The following is a 20,541-nucleotide window of genomic DNA, read 5'->3' on the forward strand; positions in this document are numbered from 1 at the left end:
ATGGTCGTGCCATGTCCGCGAGAATCGCCTCTTCAGCATCCCGGCCAAGCCGACCGGATGACGATGGCGACGGGGTGATCCGAAAGCAGCACCCGGGAGCCGTTCCGAAATCTGGTGGATCCTCAGCCGCGGGGCCAGGCACAATCCCCGGGAACCGGGCCGAGGGAGAGCTTGTTTGGACGTGTTCGTGTGTGCCGGGTGCGGCGCGGAGCTGACGGCGCCGGTGTCCCGGGTCGCCCTTCCCGTCCACACCCACCACGGGGGGTGGGAGCAGCTCCATCCTCCGCTGATGGAGCCCGCGACGTACGCCGTTGACCCCCGGCCCACCGGACCGCCCTGGCGATTGTGGGAGGAGGTCGGAGAGGACACGGCTGCCCGGCAGGGCGTGTACGCGCCGGTGTACTCCGTCTCCTTCGGCGCGCGGAACAGGATCGTCATCGCCCCCGGCGACTCCCGGTCCATGGCCCTGATCCCCGAGAAGTGCGAGGGCTACTGCCGGGGTGTGGACGGCCGGGCCGGGCGAAGCCGACGCGGAGGGCGAAGCCTGTTTGAGGCCCGTTCAGGCGGCCGGAGGGATCACGGCCGGGGTGCTCAGTTCATCCGCTTCAGGTCCCGGGCGCTCATGCCGAACAGCACATTCGGCTGCTCGTACGTGAAGGTGTAGCCGGCGATGAGAGCGGCGGCGATGAGCTCACCGTTGGTGACGTAGTTGCCGGTTGCCCGCTCCATCACGTGCTTCACGGTGTAGCTGCTGACGGTAGGAGTTTCGATCGGCGTGATGTTCTCGCGCAGCCATGCGGCCGTCTCCGCCACCACGGCTACGGCTCCGGCCAACTTCTCGCGGCCGGCGGCGAGGTCGGTGCGGCGCTGCTCGGCCGTCTTGCGCCGGGGATTGAAGACGCCGACGCCGAAGGAGTTGAGCTGCGGATGCTGCTGCATCACCTCGGCCAAGGCAGCGATCTGTCGGCGGGCCACCAGATACGCCGTCCCGGTGGCTTCCCGGTGGGCGTGAATCTCAGCCTTGCGGCGACGGTTCGTGGTCATCGTGAGCTCCATCTCGCGGGACGACCCACGCCCGCCCCGCCGCGGATACTGGATGACCTGGCGGAACGCTGCTGCGCGATTCGGGGAACCTTGTCTTCGCCGTCACGGTGGACGTGGGCCACCATGACTCGGAGCGGGCAGGCGCAATCTGCCATGCTCAGCATACGCCCCGGCCCGGCCCCATCCCCTGCTTCAAGGCGGTCCTCCGACGCCGTCCCCGTACCGAGGCCCCCGAGCCGCAGTGCACCGGGGGGCGGGGTGGAGCGGGGTGGAGCGGTGCGGCGGACGGAGCACCGGCGCTCATTGCCGGTGCCCGGCGACGAGGTCCTTCCCGGCTGCGGTCACGGCTCGATGCGGGTTCCCGAACGGTGTTCGCGGCAGCTACGAGCGTGCCGTTGAGCCGGTACGCGGAATGGAATGGAGCAGGGCTGCCATCGCTTCCAAGGGAAAGCTTTTGAGTGAGCCGCCGTCCGGATGATGAGGTGGCACGGTGACGGATCGCCATGAGGGCGCGGCTGTCCGACCGTTGACATTGGCTTGGGTCAGCCGGCACCTGGAGGTCGGTGAACGGGTCGTCAGAACCGAGGCGCTGCACGGCGGCATCACCGCCGAAATGCGGAGGCTGACCATCGGCACGCGGGACGGAGGCACCCGTGACCTGGTGCTGCGGACCTTCGTCGACGTGGAGCACGCCGAGGACTGGCTGACCAGGGAGGCCGGCGCCCTGACCCTGCTCACGGGGACCGACATACCGGCTCCCGGACTGGTCGCGGTGGATCCGACCGCCGCGCATTGCGCATATCCGTCGCTCCTGATGACACATCTGGCGGGCCGAACGGTCCTCGACGACGAGGGATTGGAGGCACGCGTCCCTCTGCTGGCCCGTCAACTCGTGGCGATCCACGCAGTGCGACCCGCTGAGCAGCCCCGGGGGTATGTGGCGTGGTCGACAGCCGACTCCATCGTGACTCCAAAGGGCGCCGACGCGGCGGCATGGGCCGCGGCGACCGACGTGATCCGCAGGCCCGCGCCGCCCTATGAAGGGCGATTCCTGCACCGGGACTTCCACCCCGGCAACGTGCTGTTCGACGTGCCGCCCCCGGGCCCGGCAGGTCCCCGGATCACCGGTGTCGTCGACTGGGCAGTGACCTCCTGGGGCCCGGCGGACCTCGATGTGGCGCACTGCTCCACCAATCTCGCGCTGCTGCACGGCCCGGCGTGGGGTCTGCGGTTCGCCGAGGCGTACGAGGCTGCCGGCGGGATTCTGGCAGCGGCCGCGAGCGAGCGGCTGTACTGGCAGGTGCGGGACGGGCTGGCGTGCTCGGAAGAAGTGCAATTGGTGGCGCAGCCATGGCGGGAGGCAGGGAGGACCGAGCTGACGACGCGAGCCGTGGAGGAGCGGCTGGATGCCTACGTCACCGCCCTGATGGACACCCTGGGCTGAGCCAAGGCGGTCCGGGGCGCCGTCCCGGCGGCCGACCATCATTGCCTGTGCCCTGCCTCGATTCCAACAGCGGCATCGCCGACTGTGACCGCCTCCAAGATCTGTTCCGGAACCGACGCACGACAGCAGCTGCTCACGACTGCGGGAGTCACCTGCCGCGCCGGGTGTCGATGTCGATCTCGGTGAGAAGGGAGGCGTTACTCCTCCCTTTCGCATGATCTGACACAGGTTCCGTGAGTGAATGTGCGAAATAACTGACGAAGGTCAGACGATGCCGGCCTCCGGGGTGGCACCAGGAGTGGTGGGTGGTGTCTGTGTTATCGCGTCAACGGTCAAACGTTGGCTGCGCGCCACCGCAAGAGTTTGCGCAGCGTCGTTGCGCCGAAGCACGAAGACGGTGGCAAGTGCAAGGACGCTCGGACCGGACAGCATCGCAGCGATCCACGGCTGATCGTTGCTGCCAACAATCACCGCTCCGGCAAGCATGCCCACAGTGATGATGAAGCCCGCGGCAAGACCGGCAAGATACAGAGCGTGTGCTTGTTTTGCTCGATTTTCTCCCAATTCTATTGCTTTCAGTTCAAGTTCATGGTCGATCTGTTGCTGTGCCATGCGGTACTCGTGGTCACGTATCAACTGCGGCTCAAGGGCCTTGAGCGCCACTTCGAGGTGATCTACTGGTACGTCGGCCCAGGCGCGCGCGACTTCCAATCCACCCAGCGATGCAGCAGTCTCCCGTTGCTCCCTCACCGTCGCCCGCCTTCGCCGCTCTGCTGTGTCCGGTCCAGCTCCTGGTGGTCATCCATCGGCGGACCGAGAGCCCGAAACAACTGGTCAAGGCCCTCGAAAACCGTGCCCGCGCCCTTGCCGAATGCCGATATCGCCTGGGCCGCAAGTTCAGCGGGGAGGGGATCAGAACGGTCGGTTTCGCCATGCGCATGCCCCACCTGCTGATGTGGGCCTTCGGCATGGTGGTCGTCCGCTCCGCTGGACGGACCCGTTGGTTCTTGAAGCCGGACCGGCAATGACTCCGCAGGAGGGGTCGCCGCCGGAGGGGTCGGCCCCGCTGTTTCGGAGAGCAGCTTCAGGTGCTGTTGAGCATCAGCATCGGCTGTGCAATGGGCGCAGGTGGCGAGGTGCGCGAGGAACCGATCGCGGGATTCATGGCCGAGTTCGCCGTGGGTACGTGCCACAAGGAGGAACGCCTCGTCAAGGAAGAACAGCCCGTTTTCACGGCGCAGATATCCCTCGTGCACCAGGGTGCGCAGCAGGTGATAGGCGGTGGGGAGCGGCAGACCCATCTCGCGGGCCAGCTCTTTGGCGGGGGCTCCGTGCTCGTGCGCCGCGACGGATTTCAGCAGGCCGATATTGCGCTGTCTCGCGAGGTCACGGTGCGTACCTTCCACGCCATGCCTGGACGCGGCGCGAGACCTCATTCACTCTTCCGAGTCGGCCGGTTCCGTACCGGTCGCACGACCCGTCCCACGATGACCTCTGCCATTGTCTCCCGCCCCCGAAAGCTGACCATCACCGCCAATTCAGTTTAGCCGGGAGCCCGTACGCAGGGCAGCACCCGTGGCTGCCCTGCGGCAGAACGGCAGCTCCTCCAGCCGGAGCACCAGCTCTTCCATGGAGCCGAACCGTCAGCCGATCCAGGATTGCCACTGACATTTTTCCGGCAGATTCCCGATGGCCGGAGCGCCTCCGATCATCCGTTCGAGGACCGTTGCGCGGGCAATCGAGGAACGGTGGGTCCACCCATGTGCAGTTCCCCGGATATCCGAGGTCGGATCATAAAGAAAAATCCTATGATCTCGCGGTGAAGATCTGGATGGAGCACCCTGCCAAGACCGACATCGAAGCGGTCGTTCGCCACTACTTCAGTCTGCTCCGGGCAGGGAGGATCCCTGAGGCCGAACAGCTCATCGAGCACTACCCGGTCCGGCATGTGCTCAAGTCGCTATGGAGCGGCTCCGTCGAAGCGAGCACCGACGAGGACGAGGCGAGCGGCAGCCCTGCTGCCGATGCGTGGGAGCAGGACCTGTCCTGGCTCGGCGAACTCGACCTCGCGGACTTCCACTGGGACCCCGCCGGCAGCCATCCGTACGTCGAGATCACCTACCGTGCGCAGATAATCGAGGTGGCACTGGGTTTTCGGGTCAAGTCCACCGACGCCGGCTGGGTCCTCGCGGGTCCGGCCACGTACTGGTAGGACACACGGAAGAGAAGCACCAGGTGTCGGGCGACGCGCATGACGAGCAAGACGACGTGGTCACGGAGGTGGGAGCTCTGCTTGAGGTGGAGGGTGACCACGCCGCTGCGGACGCGCTCGGTCCAGCGGGTCCCGCGGACGGCCCGAACTCCCGCTACCCGTAGGCGTCCCGGATCTCCCACGCGTGCTCGTACCAGCGCCGCCGATGGTGCGCTCGGGGTGCAGACCGCGTGAGCGCAGCGCCGGAGAAGACCTCCGGTACCGGACCACATCGCCCTCGGGACGGCGGTCGGACAGCGCCATGATCAGGGCATGGCCGACGTTCAGTCGCGTACTTCGAGGCCGACCGCGGGCCTCGCCGGGCCGGGGAGCTCGGAGGCGGACCCACCTCCGGTGAGAATCCCGAGGGCGGTACGGGAGATCAGTGCGTCCGTGGCGGTGGACGGGGTGCCCGCCACTCCGGAGCGCATCAGAGTGCTGCCCTCGATCAGGGCGATGAACACCTCGGCGCGGGCGTGCTGTTCCTCCTGCGGGACGCCGGGTGCGAGGGTGCGGATGCGGTCGGCGAGCAGATCCGCGTACTGGCGGTAGAAGGCGCGGACCGCGACGGCGACGGCCTCGTCACGCGCCGCGAGGGCCCACAGTTCGACGAAGACGCGGACCAGCTGGGTGTCGGACTGCTGAGCGAGCAGCAGACCGATCACTTCGTCCGGCCTGCCGTCCGGGACGACCTCGGTGACCCGGTCGAGGGAGCGTTGGAGGATGCGGGCGAGGAGTTCGGCGACCAGGCTGTCCCGGGAGGGGAAGTAGTGCTGGAGGTGGCCGAGTCGGATGCCCGCCGTGTCCGCGACGGCGCGGAGTGAGAGGGCCGTGTACCCGCTGCCGACGAGGGTGGCCTCTGCGGCGTCGAGGAGAGCGGCCCGGCGCGCGGCGCCTTTGGCGGTGGTCACGCGGCCTCCGCGGAGGAAGCCGAGGAAGCCGAGGAAGACGCCGAAGAAGACGGCACGACGTCGACCAGGACGCCCGCCGCTTCCAGGGCCGGCAGAACCGTGGCCGGCAGCGGATGCGACTCGGGGAAGGCGAGCCCGGCCCGCGCCGCCGGTGCGCCGTCGTCACCGAGTACGCGCCGCAGGCCGAGGAGCCCGCCGACGGCGGTCATGTGCGCCTGGCCTCGCGGGTCGGTCACGGTGGCGGTCAGGGAGCCCCCCGGCCCGCGCACCTCGATACGGACGGCCGCGGTGCCGCCCTCGCCGGGCGAGTAGAGGAGGCGGCGGCGCACGGGCCGCCAGCAGTCGCCCCGGGCGTGCCGGAAGAATCCGGTCCTGCCGAGGGCAATCAGGGTGGACGTGGAGGAGTTGCTGCTGAAGCCGATACGGGTGGTGACGGTACGGGCTCCCAGGGTCAGGGGCAGGGTGAACTGTTCGGGGGTGTCGATCCTGGCGACCCTGGTGCGGTCCTGGCCGATGGCGAGCGTACGGGCGCTGGTGAGCGGGCTCACCACCTTGCCCCGGCCCCCTTCGAGCACCTCGAAGTCGACGCCGAGCCGGTCCATGAACTCCACCGAGTCCGCCCCCGCCCGGTCGGCGAGGTCGTAGCGGATCGCGGTGTCGACGCTCTCCACGCCGCCCAGCCGCTCCGCGAGCGCGGCGGTCACCAGCGGAACCACCCCGCCCATCCACCCGGACGAGAGCAGCGTCGGCGCCGTGGGCGAGCCCAGCGACACCAGGGCTACCGCGCGCTGCATCCTCACCGTCCAGCGCGTCACGTCCACATACGGGATTCCGCCGTCCAGGGCCGCCCGCAGCACCCGGTCGTCCGGATCGTTCACCAGGCTCACCACGGCTCGAACGGAGGCATGGAACGGCTCGGGGGCGGACAGGTCCCACCGGCGGGCCTCGGCGGAGACCTCCCGGCACAGCTCCGCGGCCTTCCCCGGCGAACGCCCCGCGAACAGCAGCGGCCACCGCCCCCGCGCCGCCCTCGCCAGTTCCGCGCCCACCGTCCCGTATCCACCGACGAGCAGAATCGGGCCCTCGGGGTCATGCACCAGCTGATCAATGTTCATGAATACAACTATAGGTCACTCGACCTAAAAATCGGGCATGCTCGCCCCCGCCCGGCCCCAAAGCAGGTGAACGCGTCGCCGGAGTACGATGCCCGGCCCCCGGGTGCCGCTCGGCCTCGCTGCTTCCGGTCGCTGCCGTGTACGTGACCATGCGCAGGTCTGCGCCGGGGACGATGAGGACGTCGCAGTCGAGCAGGATGTCGCCGATCTCCGGATGCCGGATCGTCTTGCGGTCCGTCGTGTGCTGGGTCGCGGCCCTCTGTGTGGCCCAGTGATGGGCGAAGGCATCGGATACTTCTCGCAGTTCCCGCACGAGACGATCGAGTTGGACATCCCTGGGATAGCGGGACACGGCGTCCTTGAGGTCGGCGACGATCGACTCCGAGAAGGCGTCCTGTCCGCGCTCGGATCGGACGGAAAGCATCGAGGCATGTGCGGCGCCGTTGCCGAAGAGTGCACGGGCGAGGTTCCGTTCGGCGGCCGGGAGGACGGCGGGGTCACCGTGCAGGGCGCTCCACATGGTGTTCCACCACACCAGGGTCCAGTCCGCGGTGAACACCCCGATCGGTACGTCGCCCAGGCGCGCGGCGAGCCGTTGGATGCCCGGGGGCACGTGGGTGCTGACCGTCCCGTCCTGGGGCGGAAGGAGCCCTGCGCTTCGGTACAGCTGGTCGCGCTCGGCGCGGGAGAGCTGAAGGGTCCGGGCGAGGGCGCCGACGACCTGGGCCGAGGGGTTCTTCGCGCGTCCCTGTTCCAGGCGCAGGACGTAGTCGACGGAGAGCCCGGCCAGCTGTGCGAGCTCCTCGCGGCGCAGTCCCGGGGCACGACGGCCGTCCGTCGCCGTGAAGCCGGCGTCGGCCGGGGACAGCCGGTCGCGCCAGGCGCGCAGGAGTGCCGCGAATTCGGAGCGGGAGGAAGCCATGGGTTCATTCTCGCCGCGCGGCGCCGCATCAGCCTGGGTACTGCCGGTCCTAGTGACGGGGACGGCACTGGTTGGCGGTGGCGCCACCGGCGAACGTGGAGATGCGCCCCGCGCCGGGCGCCATCGGTTGAACAGTTGAGGAGCCTTCCATGAAGCACACCATCGTGATGACGGGCGCGAGCCGCGGGATCGGCCGTGTCGCCGCGGAGCACATCCTGCGCCGGTCGCCGGACGCGCAACTCCTGGTCGTGGCCCGTGGCTCCTCCGGCGCGCAGCTCGCTGCGGAGCTCGGCGCGGGCGGGCACACGGTCTCGCACCTCTCGGCGGACCACGGCTCCGGCAGGCACACGGTCTCGCACCTCTCGGCGGACCACGGCTCCGGCAGGCACACGGTCTCGCACCTCTCGGCGGACCACGGCTCCGGCAGGCACACGGTCTCGCACCTCTCGGCGGACCACGGCTCCGGCAGGCACACGGTCTCGCACCTCTCGGCGGACCACGGCTCCGGCGGGCACACGGTCTCGCACGTCTCGGCGGACCTCGGCGCGCTGGCCGACGTCCGCTCGGCTGCCGACGAGATCCGCGACCGGCTCGACCACGGTGACCTGCCGACGCTGCGCGGCTTCGTGGGCAACGCCGGCACGCAGTACACGAACGCGCTGACCGAGGGACCCGACGGGTTCGAGGCCACCTTCGCCGTCAACGTGCTCGCCAACCACCTGTTCGTCCGACTGCTCCAGGACCGCTTCACCGCTCCCGCCCGGATCGTGATCACCGCCAGTGACACCCACTTCGGCGACTTCAAGCACAACATGGGCATGGTGCCCGGCCCGGCCTGGAAGCCCCCGGGCGTCCTCGTCCGCACGGGCGCCTTCGCCAAGCCGGACACCGCGGCCGGCGGGCGTACCGCGTACTCGACGAGCAAGCTGGCCGGATCTACCTGGTTCACGAGTACGCGCGCCGGCTGCCGGCCGGGATCGACGTCGTCGCCTTCAACCCGGGGTTCGTCCCCGGTACCGGCCTCGCCCGCAACGCGGGACCCGTCTCCCGGTTCGCGATGCGCCGCATCATGCCGGTGATGACCCTCACCCCGTTCGCCACCAGCCGCAGCGCCGCGGGCCGCTACCTCGCCGACGTCGTCCTCGGCACGACCCGGGCGCCGACCGGCTCCTACGTCGACCGCAGCCGTGCGGACCGCTCGTCGCAGGAGTCCTACGACCCGCAGCGCGAAGGCGAGCTCTGGGAGGCCGCCGAGCGGTTCACTGCGGCGTACGCAGCCAGGGCGGACACGTACTCGGGCGACGTAACGAGCGGCTCACCCCGATAGATCGAGCAGCGACCGGACGGCCCGACGGGGAACAGTGAAACGCGACCCCTGATGATCAAGGTTGTCGAAGCCATGGATCACGGACAGGGGTCGCGTTGGCCTGTCATCCTCCCTGGTCGACGCCCTCGCACGCCACCGCGGGGGATGTCGACACCCCATGCCCTCCAGCCGACCTTCGCGCGTCGGCCCGAACTACTGGACGAGGTACCCGATCCGCGTCGTGTCCACGGCCGCCGCTACCGAATCGGCTCCTTGCTCGCAACCGTCCCACCCGGCCTGTTCTTCCCCCACGCCGTCCAGGCCACCGAGAGCGAGCGCCGCCGCAGCTGATCTCTACAGGTCACGCTCCGAGCACGCCCCCGCCATGCTCGGTCTCGCCGCATGAGAACGCATCAGCCCTGACTGGGTCCGGGCCTACATGTCCAGCACGTACCACTGCCCGGTCGAGGAACCACGTAGGTAGAGGCATCGTCCCCGTCCGACAGGTCGCGCGTACCGCTTGAGCGGGGCGCCATTGGGCATCGTGACTTCCGACTCGTCGACCACGACGGTAGACCCCTTCGTCGAAGTAGGCGCTCCACAGGTTGTTCCGCCGGTCCGCCATCATGAACTCAATCCCACGCCCCATGACAGAACTGCGTCGCGGGCGGCCGTCGCAGCCGTATATCCGCGCGTTCCGTTCCCCACAGCACCATGGCTCTGCAGGACGACCCGACCGTTGGGCAGAGCCAGAGCGTCCAGGCGATGAGGGAGCAAGGTCACATCCTGCAGGACACGCTCCTGTACGGCTCCCGCGTCACTGATGACAAGGAGCGCGCTGTACAGGTAGCTCCGAGGCTCGGGCGAGGGTTTCCCGTTCGGGTTCTGTACGGGTTCCGCATCGAGACAGATCCGGGCGGCGCACGGGCCGGGCCACACTCCCGAGGCAGCGGCATGGCACGAGGACGGGCAGCGAGCCCCCGCTCCCTCGGCCGCTCCCCCGCCTCAACATTGCGGGGCAAGCATTGGCCGCGATGTCGCACGGGCTGGGCACGGGGAACGTGCTGAGCTGCTGGTGCAGCTCGGGCTGGTGGCGGTGGCGGGGCTGGGCGAATCTGCGGCTGCCCCGGGTGGTCAGCTGAGACGCGGCCGGCCGGCCGAGAGTGGGGCGGGACCGGCCGCGCCCGCTACGGCAGCAGAGCCCCGATACGACAGCAGGGTCCGGACCGCGCGTCGCGGTCCGGACCCTGCCCCGTGCGGTGCCGCCCTGCGGCGGCGGTGCGTCAGCTCTGTGCGGTGTCGTCGCCCGCCTGCCCTGCGTCCCCGGCCACGCCTGCCTTCTCGCGCATCTTGCGCACCAGCTCAGCCTTCTGGTCGGCCGCACTCTGGCGGTCGAGGTTGCGGTGCGGACCGTTGTTCTGCCGCTCGGCGCGGGACAGCCTCTTGCGCTGGCCGCCGCCCATGCCCACGGGGTTGTTGATGTTCTTGCTCACGGTCATGGGTTCTCCCGGAATGGTGTGAAGTGATCTACGGATTCATCGGTGGGGGACGGACGGCGACGTCGAAGGACGTCAGCAGGGGCCCATCACACTCTCACTCGTAAATCGGCGCCTGGAAGAACATAACAACGACGTTACCCGGTTCCGTAGGCCCCGCATACCAACCTTCTCGCCGCCCCGGCGTCGGCCGGGCGTCCAGGTCCTGGTCCGCCGCCAGGTTCGAAGCACTGACCGCAGACGTGGGCGGTGCCCCGGTGCCCACATTGGACTGCTCGTGACGGTCATTGCCCTCCTCGTCATCGCCAGTTCCTCAGGCCCTCGCTGGACCTTGATCGCCTCCGGGTGCTTCCACCGCCCGCTTTGCCCTCGCACTGGCAGCGGGGACGCCCTCCGGTGCCTCCGGTGGGCGTACGCTGCCGCATTCGGCCGGGGCGACTACGCCAGCTCCTGACGGGGTGAAAAACGACAAGCCAAAGCAGCCGATTACCCCCTTGAACTCGCATAGCCGGCTTGAGTGCATCACGGCACCGTCGCTCCGGTCTGCTGCGCCGCCAGGATCGTGGATCGGGCAGGAGGGCACGAGGGGCCGTCGGCCCGCCATCGGTCGACGATCGAAGACCAGCCGGCCGCTTCTGTCCGGAGATGCCGGAGACGAGTTCGCCGACTACTGCCAACCGTCGGCCGAAGCTGAGGAAGGTACGGGATTCCGTGGCACCCGGAACCACGCAAGCAGGTACAAGGCCCATCTGACGGCGGCGGCTTTTTTTCTCCCTACGCCGACAGCATCGGCACCCAGTGATTCATCACCTGCTTCAGGCGTTGCCGGTGATCCGCAATCCAGTCATCCGGCGGGACGAGCGGCACCCGTACGGTGACCATGGAGCCCGATTCATCCTCTACCACCACTTCCGGACAGTCACGCTCGCCGGTGAGCTGGAGGGAAATGGACGGCCCCCTGTCCCATTCCATCCAGACGACGTCCTCGCCGGCGTCGAGCCTGTTCAGCGCGTCCGCCCAGCTATCCAGTTTCGAGGCGGACAGCACCAAGTGGATACGGCCTGACACGAACGGCGTCCTGACCACTATCTCGGCGTCGAGCCCGGCACTCCACCTAGGATCACGCCCCAGAACATTGACGGTAACGCTGTTCCCCTCGTCATCGGCGAGCGCGATCAGCTCCCTCGGAGCGACGTCACCCATAACTGCCCCTTCATCGGCGAGTGCCGAGAGATCATCGCTCTGTCAGGAGTGCATCCGCCACCCCATTTCGCAGTCGCCCCCACCCAGCTCGGTCGTCCGGGCCGGCGGCATCGTGTTCGGGTCGAGAGCAGGCCGAAGCCGTGGGCCGACGACTTCGCTGTCAGGACGCCCGTGGCAAACGCGTTTCAGGAACGCCGAGCCGTGCGCTTCTGCCTCGGCGCCGGACTGCCCGCTCGCGCACTGCAGGGCGGGCCGAGTGGGGTCTGGGGACCGCCGCGTTGCGGGATGAGGCCCCTGTTGCGCGGAATGGGCGGAAGGAATCCGTCCGCTGTGATCTGTGGTTAATGTCCGTCGCATGACACAAATGCGGAAGATACAGGCTCGACGCGTGGCAGTGGCGCTGGTCGGTGCGGCTGCCGCCGTGGTGCTGGGTGTGGGCGGGGCGATTGCCGTGGCCGACCAGGACGGTGGACCGGCCGGCCCGACGCCCGTGCCCGTCGAGACATCCGCCCCCGGAAGCGGTGGTGTCTCGGGTGGCGCGGATACCGGCGGTACCGATACGGGCGGCGCGGACAGCGGTTCTGTCAGCGGATCGGGCGGCACCGACGTTGGCAGCTCCGACGGTTCGGGCACTGGAGGTTCGGGGGGTTCGGACGGGGGCCCGTCCGAGACTCCGGCCCCTACGAACGGGCCCACGACAGGTCCCACGGCACCGGCGAGCTTGGACGACCTGGCGGAACGTATCGATGGCCTGGAAAGAAAGGTGGACAAATTGCCCACGAAGAAGGAGCTGGCTGATGCCCTCCGTGCGTTCGCCGATGAGTTGGAGCAGCAGGACTGATCCAACGGCAGTGCTGCGGCGCTCTGCCCACGAGAACGGGCTATGACTCAACTTCTGTGGTGCCATTTCTGTGGAGCCATACGTGGAGCCATACACAGCGCGCTCGTGCCCGCGTCGGGCCGGCGCGCTGACCTGCCGGTTCCTGATGTTCGCTGAGCCGATGGACCTAGAGTCGATTCGGCATCACAGAAGTTGAGCCAGAACCCGGACTTCTCGTGGCCAAGGCCAGCCCGGTTCACCTCGTAGCCCACCAGGTCGTTCGGCTCCGTCCGAGCGACTCGTGCTTCAGGGCGTACGTGGCCTCGGGGCCAGCGCCCTTTGAACGGCGGCTCCGCCGCGTCCGGCAAGACGATCCCCCCAGCACGTCGACACCGGCTGGCCTGTTCGGCCAGAAAGACGGCAGCAAGAAGGAAGCAGCCCGCACCTGACCCACCGTCGGCCACGCCGTCCGGTCCAGGCGTTGGGCCTGGCAGCCGCAGTCCGAGAACTCGCCTTCGCCGTCCATCAGTGCATCAGTGCATCAGCGGACCAGCGGACCAGCGGACCAGCGGACCGAACGAGTCCCAGCAGCACCACGACCATCGGTTCGAGGACCGCCAGGCAGATGAGTATGCAGACATCCACCCCGTTGTGCGAAGCGACATTTCGTGCCCTCTCCCACAGGCCCATACGGTCGGATTCATGGAGTGGAATTTTGCGACGGCCGACCAACTCTCGGCTGCCTTGCGTGCCGGTGAAGTGACCTCGGCGGAACTGACCGACGAGGCGATCGCCCGTATTGAACGGGACGACGAGGGGATCAACGCGATCTGTGTGCCGGACTTCGACCGTGCACGGGCCGCCGCGCGCGGTGCCGACCGGGCGCGTGCCCGCGGTGAGGACCGGCCCCTGCTGGGCATTCCGGTGACGGTCAAGGAGTCGTACGACATTGCGGGACTGCCCACGACCTGGGGTATGCCGCCGCACCGGAACTTCGTGCCGGCCGAGGATGCGGTGCAGGTGTCGCGGCTCAAGGCCGCGGGCGCGGTGGTGCTCGGCAAGACCAATGTGCCCGTGGGGCTGCAGGACGTGCAGACCTTCAACGAGCTCTACGGCACCACCAACAACCCGTGGGACCACCGTCGTACGTCGGGCGGGTCCTCCGGCGGCTCGGCGGCGGCCCTGGCGTCCGGATTCGGCGCGCTGTCCATCGGCTCCGACCTCGCCGGTTCGTTGCGCACCCCCGCGCATTTCTGCGGCATTTACGCGCACAAGCCGACACTCGGGCTGGCGGCGATCCGCGGCATGGTCCCGCCGCCCGGTCCAGCCCTGCCGGTCGAGCACGACCTCGCCGTCGTCGGTCCGATGGCGCGCACCGCTCGCGACCTCACGCTCCTGCTCGACGTCATGGCCGGACCGGACCCGCTGACGCTCGGTGTGGCGCACCACCTGACGCTGCCGCCCGCGCGCCACGAACGGCTCAGCGACTTCCGGGTGCTGGTCCTTGACGAGCATCCGCTCATTCCGACCGGGTCCGCCGTGCGGGCGGGCGTCGGCCGGGTGGCCGACGCGCTTGCCGACGGCGGTGCCCGCGTCGAGCGGGACAGTCCGCTGCTGCCCGATCTGGCCGAAGCCGCGGTGGTCTATACGCAGTTCCTGTTTTCGGGCTCCGTTGCACGTTTTCCCGTCGAAGCGTACGAGCAGTTGCAGGCCCGCGCCGCCGGGCTGAGCGCAGACGACCGGAGTCTCGATGCGGCGCGGCTGCGCGGCATGGTGTTCAGCCACCGCGACTGGATCGAGGCGAACAGGCTTCGCGAGCTCCATCGCCATGGCTGGCGGCAGGTCTTCGCCGCGTTCGACGCCGTGGTGTGTCCCATCACGCCCACTCCCGCGTTCCCGCACGACCACAACCCCGACGTGATGAAGCGTCGGATCGACATCGACGGCGTCGAGTACCCGTACTTCGACCAGCTCGTCTGGGCCGGTCTGGCCACTATGCCGGGTCTGCCCGCCACCGCTGTACCAGCGGGCCGGTCGCCCGAGGGTCTGCCGGTGGGAGTGCAGCTCATCGGCCCGATGTTCGAGGACCGCACCCCGCTGAGGCTGGCCGAACTGCTTGAGCGGAAGATCGGCGGCTTTCAGGCACCGAAGTAGGGCGTACTACCCGGGGTGTCCGTCGAGGGCGAGGCGCGGATCATGACGGGATCCTCCGAATGCACCGCGAATGCCATGAGGGGCTGCAGGACAACGGCCTGATCATGGCATTCGTCCTCCCTGCGGGCGAGGTGGACAAGTTCGTCGCGCAGCTGAAGCGAGGAACCGCTCAGCCTGCGGGAACAGCCACTCGCCCGCAAGACGAACCCATCGACCCCGTTCTCGCACCTGGGGCTGCCGGAGCCCGATCCGCTGGCGAGGGTCCGCGAGGGTCAGGTGTGCGCGCCATGTGAGGACAACCTCAACTGGCTGAAGGTCGCGGTGGTCCGGGTCGACGACCGCACCAGCCGTATCCATCTCAGCGGCGTCGACTGAGCACCGGCAGGTGAGCGCCCGTCACGCCAGGACCCCACACAGTGCCTTCGACGTGCTGGGGCAGGGTGTCGAGGACCACCTTCGCGGCCGGAGCGGAGAAGCGGACCGCGTAAGGCTGTCCGCTCACCGGCGCCTTCCCCGCAGCTCCGCCATGTCGATGGACTCGCTGTCGTCGTAGCCGGAGGCGACGAACGCGTCCGATGGCCGGGGCGTGGGCGAGGCGGCCCTGCCCGTCCTGAACGACCTCGTACAGCTCGGCCAGGGAGAACGCCCGGCGGGACTCCTCCAGCGCAGCCTTCCACTGCCGGTCGAAGGCCGGCACCCGGACATCCGGTGTTCCCTTCCCATGGTGGTGGATTGTGGTCGGTTAGCCGAAGCACCGTAGGTGTCACCTGCGGCCTCGGCTGACCTGCGGCTTCGACCAGGCGCAGCTCGATGGTGGTCACCGGGACGGCACGCCGTCCGTCACCGGCAACGCGCAAGCAGAGACGCCCAACGAGCCCCGGACGGAGGGAAGCTGGGTCAGAACCCCGTGCGCCGAGCCGTGGCGGGCATCGCTTCAGCCGGTCACAGACCGGTGACGTCCCGGGCCCTCTTCAGCACAGAACCGAGCCCGTCCACTGCGGCGTCGTGCCGCCTCGCGCGCGCCGCCCGGTCCGCCGGTACCAGCCGCGCGGCAGCCTGCACGGCATAGGCATCCGGGTCGCCGAAAGCAGTCCGCGGGTGCTCTCCCGTATCCGCGCAGTGTGTCGTGACTTCCTTGACCGCCTGGAGCACCACTGCCCGGTCCACGCCCGGCTGCATGGCCAGCCGTACCTGGAAGCGAGCCATCCACTTTTCGCGGTCCTTCTCCCTCGCCGCGTCCGTAGTCCGGTCCTTCTTCGCCACGTGCCCTCCCAGATAATCGACAATGTCCGTCAAGAGTCCGGACGCCTGGGCATCGAAATGGGTTGCACAAGCAAGAATCGGAGGTGCTGGGTGATCAGCCGGACGCGTCCGTACGGTGATGCGGCGGGACGGTAGCGCCGTCTACCGCAACGAACGCCGCCCCTGCGGCACCTGGAGCCGCCCGGCCTGCAACTACTGCACCTCGCCCCCGCCGGCAGGCCCGCGAACCTTCCGGCAGCCCGGCGGACCTGACCGCAGGACAGGCTGAGAGGCGGTTCCCAGGGCCGGAAAGCTGCGCTCGGAGTGAAAACAAGAGGCAAGCTCGCCCGACTGCACCTCCGTCTGCACCATCGTTCAATGTCAGGGGGGAGCGCTCACCAGAAACGGACCAGGACGGAAGAGTGGTCGAGAAGGCAGAGGTCGAGCCGAGCGTCCCGCCGGCCTTCTGACTGGCGGACCTGTTGGGGACCGACCAAGCTACTTCGACCAGGGCCGGTTGACCGGCCATATGCGGTGGGCCGTGAGGGGAGGAGCGACATGCACAGCAATTGCCTCGCGCTACGCCTGCTGTAAGGGGCATGCGGGATCATCGTGGCGCTCGGCGCGGTCTATGCGGCGCTCCTGCTGTTGACCGCCCATCCGACGCAGTGTTGATCACATACAAGCGTGGTCAGCTCTCCCCATTGATCATCATCTTCGCGGTGGCATGCGCCGGCTGGTTCTGCCTGCGCCTGATCAGATCACGGCAGCGCCCACCGGTCCCGCTGGTCATCGGCGTTGTGTGTGCCACCGTCCTCCTGGCCGTGTTTTGGCGGGGGTCCCACGGCTCGGCGGAAGAGCGGCGCATCACGCCGTCCCCGAGCAGTGGGCGCTTCCACGAGTTGCAGTCCCCCAACAATGACCTGGACACTATGGTTCCCCCGGCACCGCCCACCGCCGGGCCGTGATTCGGGCACGGCCCTCGGTCGCCGCGATGTATGACAGCCGAGGGCCCGCGTACGTACGGTGCCGGAGCAAGACATGAGCGGGTGCCTCTGCCGCAGCGGCAACCGGCGTGCGAATCCCCGGTCGACCCCGCAGACAGCGTCGTCCAAGTGGTGCTTCCCGCACGCGAACCGACGGCACTACTCGTGAACAAAGCCAACGGGGACCGGACGCCGGTTTCGATGCGTCTGCGACTGGGTGAGTTCTCTGAACCGTGCTTCGTAGGCAGCCGCGATGCGGGCTACCTCCTCGTCGTCGGCGTCCTCCAGCGCTCACTGGCCGGCCACGCACATCTGCAGGGCGGCCTTGAGCTGCTCCACGCATTCCGCGTCGGGCACGGCGGCCCGCTTCTCGGCCTGGAGGCGTGCACTGCACCAGGGGATGACCGGTCCACCACCTCCTGGGCACCCTCCTGACCAATGTCCGGCGGACCGCCCTGCGGGGCGGGTGGCGGGTCGGGAGGAGTGCGTTCGGGGCCGGCGGGGCTGGGGCTGGGGCTGGGGCTGGGGCTGGGCACCGTAACCACCTTGTTCTCGGGACAGAGCGGCCTTGTCGAAGGGCTGCTCCCCGCAGGGCAAGGCGCCACTCGGCCCGCGGCCGCCGACGTGGAGGGGCCGTTCCGGGTGGTTGGGGGATGCCTCACCAAGGGGCCTTGGCCGGGCATAGGTTGAGGTCAGGTGATCATCTTTCGGGGGTTGATGTTGTGGCACGGGATCTGCGGGCACTGTTCGGATCGAACGACCGGCAGCTGAGTTCCGAGGACGTCTTCACCAACCGGGAGTCCCAGTGGCAGGCGGTCGCGGCCGCGCTCGCCGAGCACCTCCACCACGTCACCGGTCCCGGGTTCGATGTCGAGGACCTGGAGGCTCCCCGGCGCAATGTGCTGGTCTTCCACGGGGTCGGCGGTATCGGGAAGTCGACGCTGTCGCGCAAGCTGGAGGCCGCCCTTACCGGTGCCGAATCCCGGCCCGCCCAGTGGAGCGCCCCCGCCTGGCCCGACCGGCCCTCCGTCCTGCCGGTGCGGATCGACCTCGCCCGCTCCGCGAACACCGATTTCGAGCGGGTGGTCCTCGCCCTGCGGCTCGCGCTCGCCGAGCTCGGCCACCCGCTGCCCGCCTTCGACATCGCCCTGCGCCGGTACTGGGAGCACCAGCATCCCGGCGAGAGCCTGGAGGAGTACGTGCGCCGTGGCGGGCTCGCCGCCCGGTTCGGTCGGGCGATGCCGCAGCAGATGCAGTCCGCGCTCGCCGATGTCGCCCAGGCGCTGCTGCTGCCGGGCACGATCGGGTCGGTCGCGGGCCAGGTCGCCGGGTCACTGGTGAGGGCCCTGCGCGAGCGTCGACAGTCCGTGAACGCGCTCGCCGGATGTGCGCGGCTGGCCGATCTCCTGGACGCCGAACCGGACCTGGATGCCCTCTCCTACTACCCGCACCTGCTCTCCTGGGAGATCGCCCAGCTTCCTCCCGCGAAGGCTGTCGTCCCGGTGGTCCTGCTGGACACCTTCGAGGAGATCGGCGACCGGACCCACCGCGACTTCGAGCGCCTTGTCCAGCGCATGGTCTGGCTCATGCCGAACGCGTTCTTCGTCATCACCGGCCGCAGCCGGCTGCAATGGGCCGACCCGGGCCTGCACGGTCAGCTCGACTGGACCGGCCCGGACGCCTGGCCCGCACTCACCGCCCACGGCATCCCCCAACCCCAACCCCGCCCCCGCACCACTGGCCCCGGCCCCGGCGCGACGGTGCACCAGATGCTGATCGGCGACTTCAGCCCCGAGGACCGGCAGGACTACCTCGCCCGCCGCCTCACCCGCGACGGACAGCCCCTCATCGGCGAACACCTCCGCAACATGATCGCCGAACGCTCCCACGGCCTGCCCCTCCACCTCGACCTCGCCGTGATGCGCGTCCTGGACATCCACCGCACCGGCCGCACCCCTCAGCCCGCGGACTTCGACATCGGCTTCCCCGCCCTGATCGCCCGCACCCTGTCCGACCTCACCCCCGACGAACGCCACGTCCTGCGCTCCGTCGCCCTCCTCGACGCCTTCGACCTGCGCCTCGCCACCCGGACCGCGGGCGCCACCCACGAAGCCCCCGCCCTGCGCCTGCTGGAGCGCCCCTTCATCCAGCAGGATGTCTTCGGGCTGTGGCCCTTCCACCTCCACGCCCTGATCCGTACCACCATCCGCACCGCGGACGACCTCACCGACGACCGCTGGTCACCCACCGACTGGGCACAGGCCGCCCAACGCGCGCACGCCGCGCTGGGCGAGCAGTGGGCGGCCGGAACGGGACGGGACCGGATGCTGCTGGTCGGCTGCCTGCGCCAGGGCCTGGCCATCGCCTCCGACTTCCACCTTGAACTCGGCTGGCTCACCGACGCCGCCTGGGCCTACGTCAGCGATTCCGTATGGGAACCCCTCACCCCACCCACCCGGACCGCCCCGGCCGACGGCCGCTCCGCTGGGCCGGCCACAGCAGCCGACGCCCTGGTCGAGCTCCTCAACACCCTCGCCCGCCGCCAGCATCAGCACCGCGAACAGACCGCCGCCCGGCTCACCGCCGTCGCCGACACCCGGCTGCTGCCCGCCGAGCTCCACGAGATGGCCCTCTACTACCGGGCCAAGGCCCACCGCGACCTCGGAGACACCGAAGCCTCCCGCCACGGCATGCGCCTCGTCGCCGAAGGCAACGGGCGTCTCGCACCCAACGCCCGCCGCGGCCTGGCCCACCTGGCGCGCCTCGCCGGCGACTTCTCCACCGCCCTCCACGCCGCCGAACACCTCGGCTGGGAAGGACGCCACCACCGCGTCACCGGCGACATCCGATGGGTCCAGGGCACCCTGCACCAGGGCGCCCAGGCATTCCTCGCCGCACGCTTGGAGGGCGAGCACCACGGGAAAACGGGCGAGGCCGCCATGTCCCAGGCCATGCGCGCCTTCACCCTCGCCTTCACCGACCCGCAGACCGCCCACGACGAGATCGAACTCGCCGAACACCTCCTGGCCCGCGTAGACCTCCGCGCCGCCACCCTCGACGTCCGCATCGCCACCCTCCTGCGCGACGCCGGCACCGCCGGTGTCGAAGACCGGGCACAGGTACTCGCGGCGGAGATCAGCACGTCCGGGCTCGCCTTCGCCCAGGCGAAACTCGAACTGGCCCTCGCCTTCCACCACGCCGTGCGCGACGACCATAACCAGACGGCCGCCAGCATCCGCCGGCTGCGGGAACTGACCCGGCCCGACTACTACGCCTACTACACCGACATCGCCCACTTCATGGCCGGCCTCCCCCTCACCCACCCCTCCCCCGCCCAATGGCTGGAGGGCGAACACACCACCCGCAACCGGTGGCGCGCCCTGGTCGAAGCCCGCCGCACCCTCCTCACACAGCACTGACCGACGCGCCGGGCACCAGGGACAAGGCACGGATCGTCAGGGTGCTGGTGCACCGGGAAACAGCCCTCCGACACCGGCCCGACGCGAACGGCCGCCGCCGCTCGCGTCGGAATGAGAACGGCGGGCCGAGAGGTGTGTGTCAAGCGTTGAAGTACACGTCGCGGGCCGCCTCCTCGTCCCGACTGCCGGGAGGGAGCGGTGGTCGCGAAGATCGCTCCGTCGGGACGG

17 protein-coding genes and 1 pseudogene are annotated in these 20,541 nt (G+C 69.3%); 8 read left to right on the plus strand and 10 right to left on the minus strand.

Translation table 11 applies throughout. The features are described from left to right. Positions 1 to 175 precede the first annotated feature (175 nt). Positions 176 to 520: pseudogene (locus tag A6A29_RS47075) on the plus strand (hypothetical protein); the annotation flags it as partial. Positions 521 to 591: 71 nt separating this feature from the next. On the opposite strand, the gene A6A29_RS28400 reads toward A6A29_RS47075, so the two are convergent. After that, positions 592 to 1,044 carry a hypothetical protein gene (locus tag A6A29_RS28400; RefSeq protein WP_073724168.1) on the minus strand — a complete coding sequence of 151 codons (453 nt, stop codon included), beginning with the start codon at positions 1,042 to 1,044 and terminating at the stop codon, positions 592 to 594. A gap of 526 nt (positions 1,045 to 1,570) precedes the next feature. Between A6A29_RS28400 and A6A29_RS28405 the strand changes: the two genes are divergently transcribed. Continuing rightward, positions 1,571 to 2,488 (plus strand): phosphotransferase family protein, encoded by a 918-nt coding sequence (locus A6A29_RS28405; RefSeq protein ID WP_198953334.1) that lies wholly within the window; start codon positions 1,571 to 1,573, stop codon positions 2,486 to 2,488. Positions 2,489 to 2,752: 264 nt separating this feature from the next. Here the strand turns inward: A6A29_RS28405 and A6A29_RS45015 are convergent, their stop codons facing one another. Continuing rightward, on the minus strand, positions 2,753 to 3,238 hold the full coding sequence (locus tag A6A29_RS45015) for a hypothetical protein (RefSeq protein WP_073724172.1): 486 nt from the start codon (positions 3,236 to 3,238) through the stop codon (positions 2,753 to 2,755). Beyond that, complete coding sequence (locus tag A6A29_RS43485) at positions 3,235 to 3,924, minus strand: helix-turn-helix domain-containing protein (RefSeq protein WP_079183066.1); 690 nt, start codon at positions 3,922 to 3,924, stop codon at positions 3,235 to 3,237. Before A6A29_RS43485 ends, A6A29_RS45015 begins: the two co-directional genes overlap by 4 nt. A 383-nt stretch (positions 3,925 to 4,307) precedes the next feature. Here A6A29_RS43485 and A6A29_RS28425 point away from each other — a divergent pair, with 383 nt between their 5' ends. After that, positions 4,308 to 4,700: a hypothetical protein gene (locus A6A29_RS28425; RefSeq protein WP_241838699.1), complete on the plus strand. Its 393-nt coding sequence runs from the start codon at positions 4,308 to 4,310 to the stop codon at positions 4,698 to 4,700. A gap of 323 nt (positions 4,701 to 5,023) precedes the next feature. On the opposite strand, the gene A6A29_RS28430 is transcribed toward A6A29_RS28425, so the two are convergent. From A6A29_RS28430 to A6A29_RS28440, 3 genes are read right to left on the minus strand one after another with little or no spacing between them, the layout of a single operon-like run. Next, positions 5,024 to 5,650 carry a TetR/AcrR family transcriptional regulator gene (locus A6A29_RS28430; RefSeq protein WP_073724174.1) on the minus strand — a complete coding sequence of 209 codons (627 nt, stop codon included), beginning with the start codon at positions 5,648 to 5,650 and terminating at the stop codon, positions 5,024 to 5,026. Beyond that, positions 5,647 to 6,765, minus strand: coding sequence for a saccharopine dehydrogenase (locus tag A6A29_RS28435; protein ID WP_241838700.1), 1,119 nt, complete (start codon positions 6,763 to 6,765; stop codon positions 5,647 to 5,649). The genes A6A29_RS28430 and A6A29_RS28435 overlap by 4 nt, the downstream gene beginning before the upstream one ends. Next, a complete protein-coding gene (locus tag A6A29_RS28440; protein WP_079183067.1) occupies positions 6,755 to 7,687 on the minus strand; it encodes a helix-turn-helix transcriptional regulator in 933 nt (310 codons plus the stop codon). The genes A6A29_RS28435 and A6A29_RS28440 overlap by 11 nt, the downstream gene beginning before the upstream one ends. Before the next feature lie 149 nt (positions 7,688 to 7,836). Here A6A29_RS28440 and A6A29_RS45980 point away from each other — a divergent pair, with 149 nt between their 5' ends. From A6A29_RS45980 to A6A29_RS45020, 3 genes are all read left to right on the plus strand, one after another. Further along, entirely contained in the window at positions 7,837 to 8,766 is a 930-nt protein-coding gene (locus A6A29_RS45980; protein WP_198953336.1) for a hypothetical protein, read from the plus strand. Further along, positions 8,766 to 9,014: a hypothetical protein gene (locus A6A29_RS45985; RefSeq protein ID WP_198953338.1), complete on the plus strand. Its 249-nt coding sequence runs from the start codon at positions 8,766 to 8,768 to the stop codon at positions 9,012 to 9,014. The genes A6A29_RS45980 and A6A29_RS45985 overlap by 1 nt, the downstream gene beginning before the upstream one ends. Positions 9,015 to 9,158: 144 nt before the next feature. Next, complete coding sequence (locus tag A6A29_RS45020; RefSeq protein ID WP_143197096.1) at positions 9,159 to 9,344, plus strand: hypothetical protein; 186 nt, start codon at positions 9,159 to 9,161, stop codon at positions 9,342 to 9,344. 932 nt (positions 9,345 to 10,276) lie between these two features. Here A6A29_RS45020 and A6A29_RS28450 read toward each other — a convergent pair. Both A6A29_RS28450 and A6A29_RS28460 read right to left on the minus strand, forming a co-directional pair. Further along, entirely contained in the window at positions 10,277 to 10,492 is a 216-nt protein-coding gene (locus A6A29_RS28450; RefSeq protein WP_073724176.1) for a DUF6243 family protein, read from the minus strand. A gap of 771 nt (positions 10,493 to 11,263) precedes the next feature. Continuing rightward, positions 11,264 to 11,692 carry a DUF5959 family protein gene (locus tag A6A29_RS28460; RefSeq protein ID WP_073724199.1) on the minus strand — a complete coding sequence of 143 codons (429 nt, stop codon included), beginning with the start codon at positions 11,690 to 11,692 and terminating at the stop codon, positions 11,264 to 11,266. Positions 11,693 to 13,214: 1,522 nt separating this feature from the next. Here A6A29_RS28460 and A6A29_RS28470 point away from each other — a divergent pair. Further along, entirely contained in the window at positions 13,215 to 14,666 is a 1,452-nt protein-coding gene (locus A6A29_RS28470; protein ID WP_073724203.1) for an amidase, read from the plus strand. A 358-nt stretch (positions 14,667 to 15,024) separates the two neighbouring features. On the opposite strand, the gene A6A29_RS47080 is transcribed toward A6A29_RS28470, so the two are convergent. Both A6A29_RS47080 and A6A29_RS28480 read right to left on the minus strand, forming a co-directional pair. Further along, a complete protein-coding gene (locus A6A29_RS47080) occupies positions 15,025 to 15,363 on the minus strand; it encodes a DUF6247 family protein (protein ID WP_241838701.1) in 339 nt (112 codons plus the stop codon). Positions 15,364 to 15,608: 245 nt separating this feature from the next. Next, positions 15,609 to 15,929 carry a hypothetical protein gene (locus A6A29_RS28480; RefSeq protein WP_073724205.1) on the minus strand — a complete coding sequence of 107 codons (321 nt, stop codon included), beginning with the start codon at positions 15,927 to 15,929 and terminating at the stop codon, positions 15,609 to 15,611. 1,618 nt (positions 15,930 to 17,547) lie between these two features. Here A6A29_RS28480 and A6A29_RS28495 point away from each other — a divergent pair. Next, positions 17,548 to 20,313: an ATP/GTP-binding protein gene (locus A6A29_RS28495; RefSeq protein ID WP_385732150.1), complete on the plus strand. Its 2,766-nt coding sequence runs from the start codon at positions 17,548 to 17,550 to the stop codon at positions 20,311 to 20,313. Positions 20,314 to 20,541 lie beyond the last annotated feature (228 nt).

The organism is Streptomyces sp. TSRI0281 (genome assembly GCF_001905125.1).
GTDB lineage: Bacteria > Actinomycetota > Actinomycetes > Streptomycetales > Streptomycetaceae > Streptomyces.

Coding starts and splice junctions, on each gene's coding strand:
- A6A29_RS28400 (WP_073724168.1), bottom strand. CDS start 1,044: ATGACCACGAACCGTCGCCGCAAGGCTGAGATTCACGCCCACCGGGAA.
- A6A29_RS43485 (WP_079183066.1), bottom strand. CDS start 3,924: ATGAGGTCTCGCGCCGCGTCCAGGCATGGCGTGGAAGGTACGCACCGT.
- A6A29_RS28435 (WP_241838700.1), bottom strand. CDS start 6,765: ATGAACATTGATCAGCTGGTGCATGACCCCGAGGGCCCGATTCTGCTC.
- A6A29_RS28440 (WP_079183067.1), bottom strand. CDS start 7,687: ATGGCTTCCTCCCGCTCCGAATTCGCGGCACTCCTGCGCGCCTGGCGC.
- A6A29_RS45980 (WP_198953336.1), top strand. CDS start 7,837: ATGAAGCACACCATCGTGATGACGGGCGCGAGCCGCGGGATCGGCCGT.
- A6A29_RS45985 (WP_198953338.1), top strand. CDS start 8,766: ATGACCCTCACCCCGTTCGCCACCAGCCGCAGCGCCGCGGGCCGCTAC.
- A6A29_RS45020 (WP_143197096.1), top strand. CDS start 9,159: ATGTCGACACCCCATGCCCTCCAGCCGACCTTCGCGCGTCGGCCCGAA.
- A6A29_RS28450 (WP_073724176.1), bottom strand. CDS start 10,492: ATGACCGTGAGCAAGAACATCAACAACCCCGTGGGCATGGGCGGCGGC.
- A6A29_RS28460 (WP_073724199.1), bottom strand. CDS start 11,692: ATGGGTGACGTCGCTCCGAGGGAGCTGATCGCGCTCGCCGATGACGAG.
- A6A29_RS28470 (WP_073724203.1), top strand. CDS start 13,215: ATGGAGTGGAATTTTGCGACGGCCGACCAACTCTCGGCTGCCTTGCGT.
- A6A29_RS28495 (WP_385732150.1), top strand. CDS start 17,548: ATGCCTCACCAAGGGGCCTTGGCCGGGCATAGGTTGAGGTCAGGTGAT.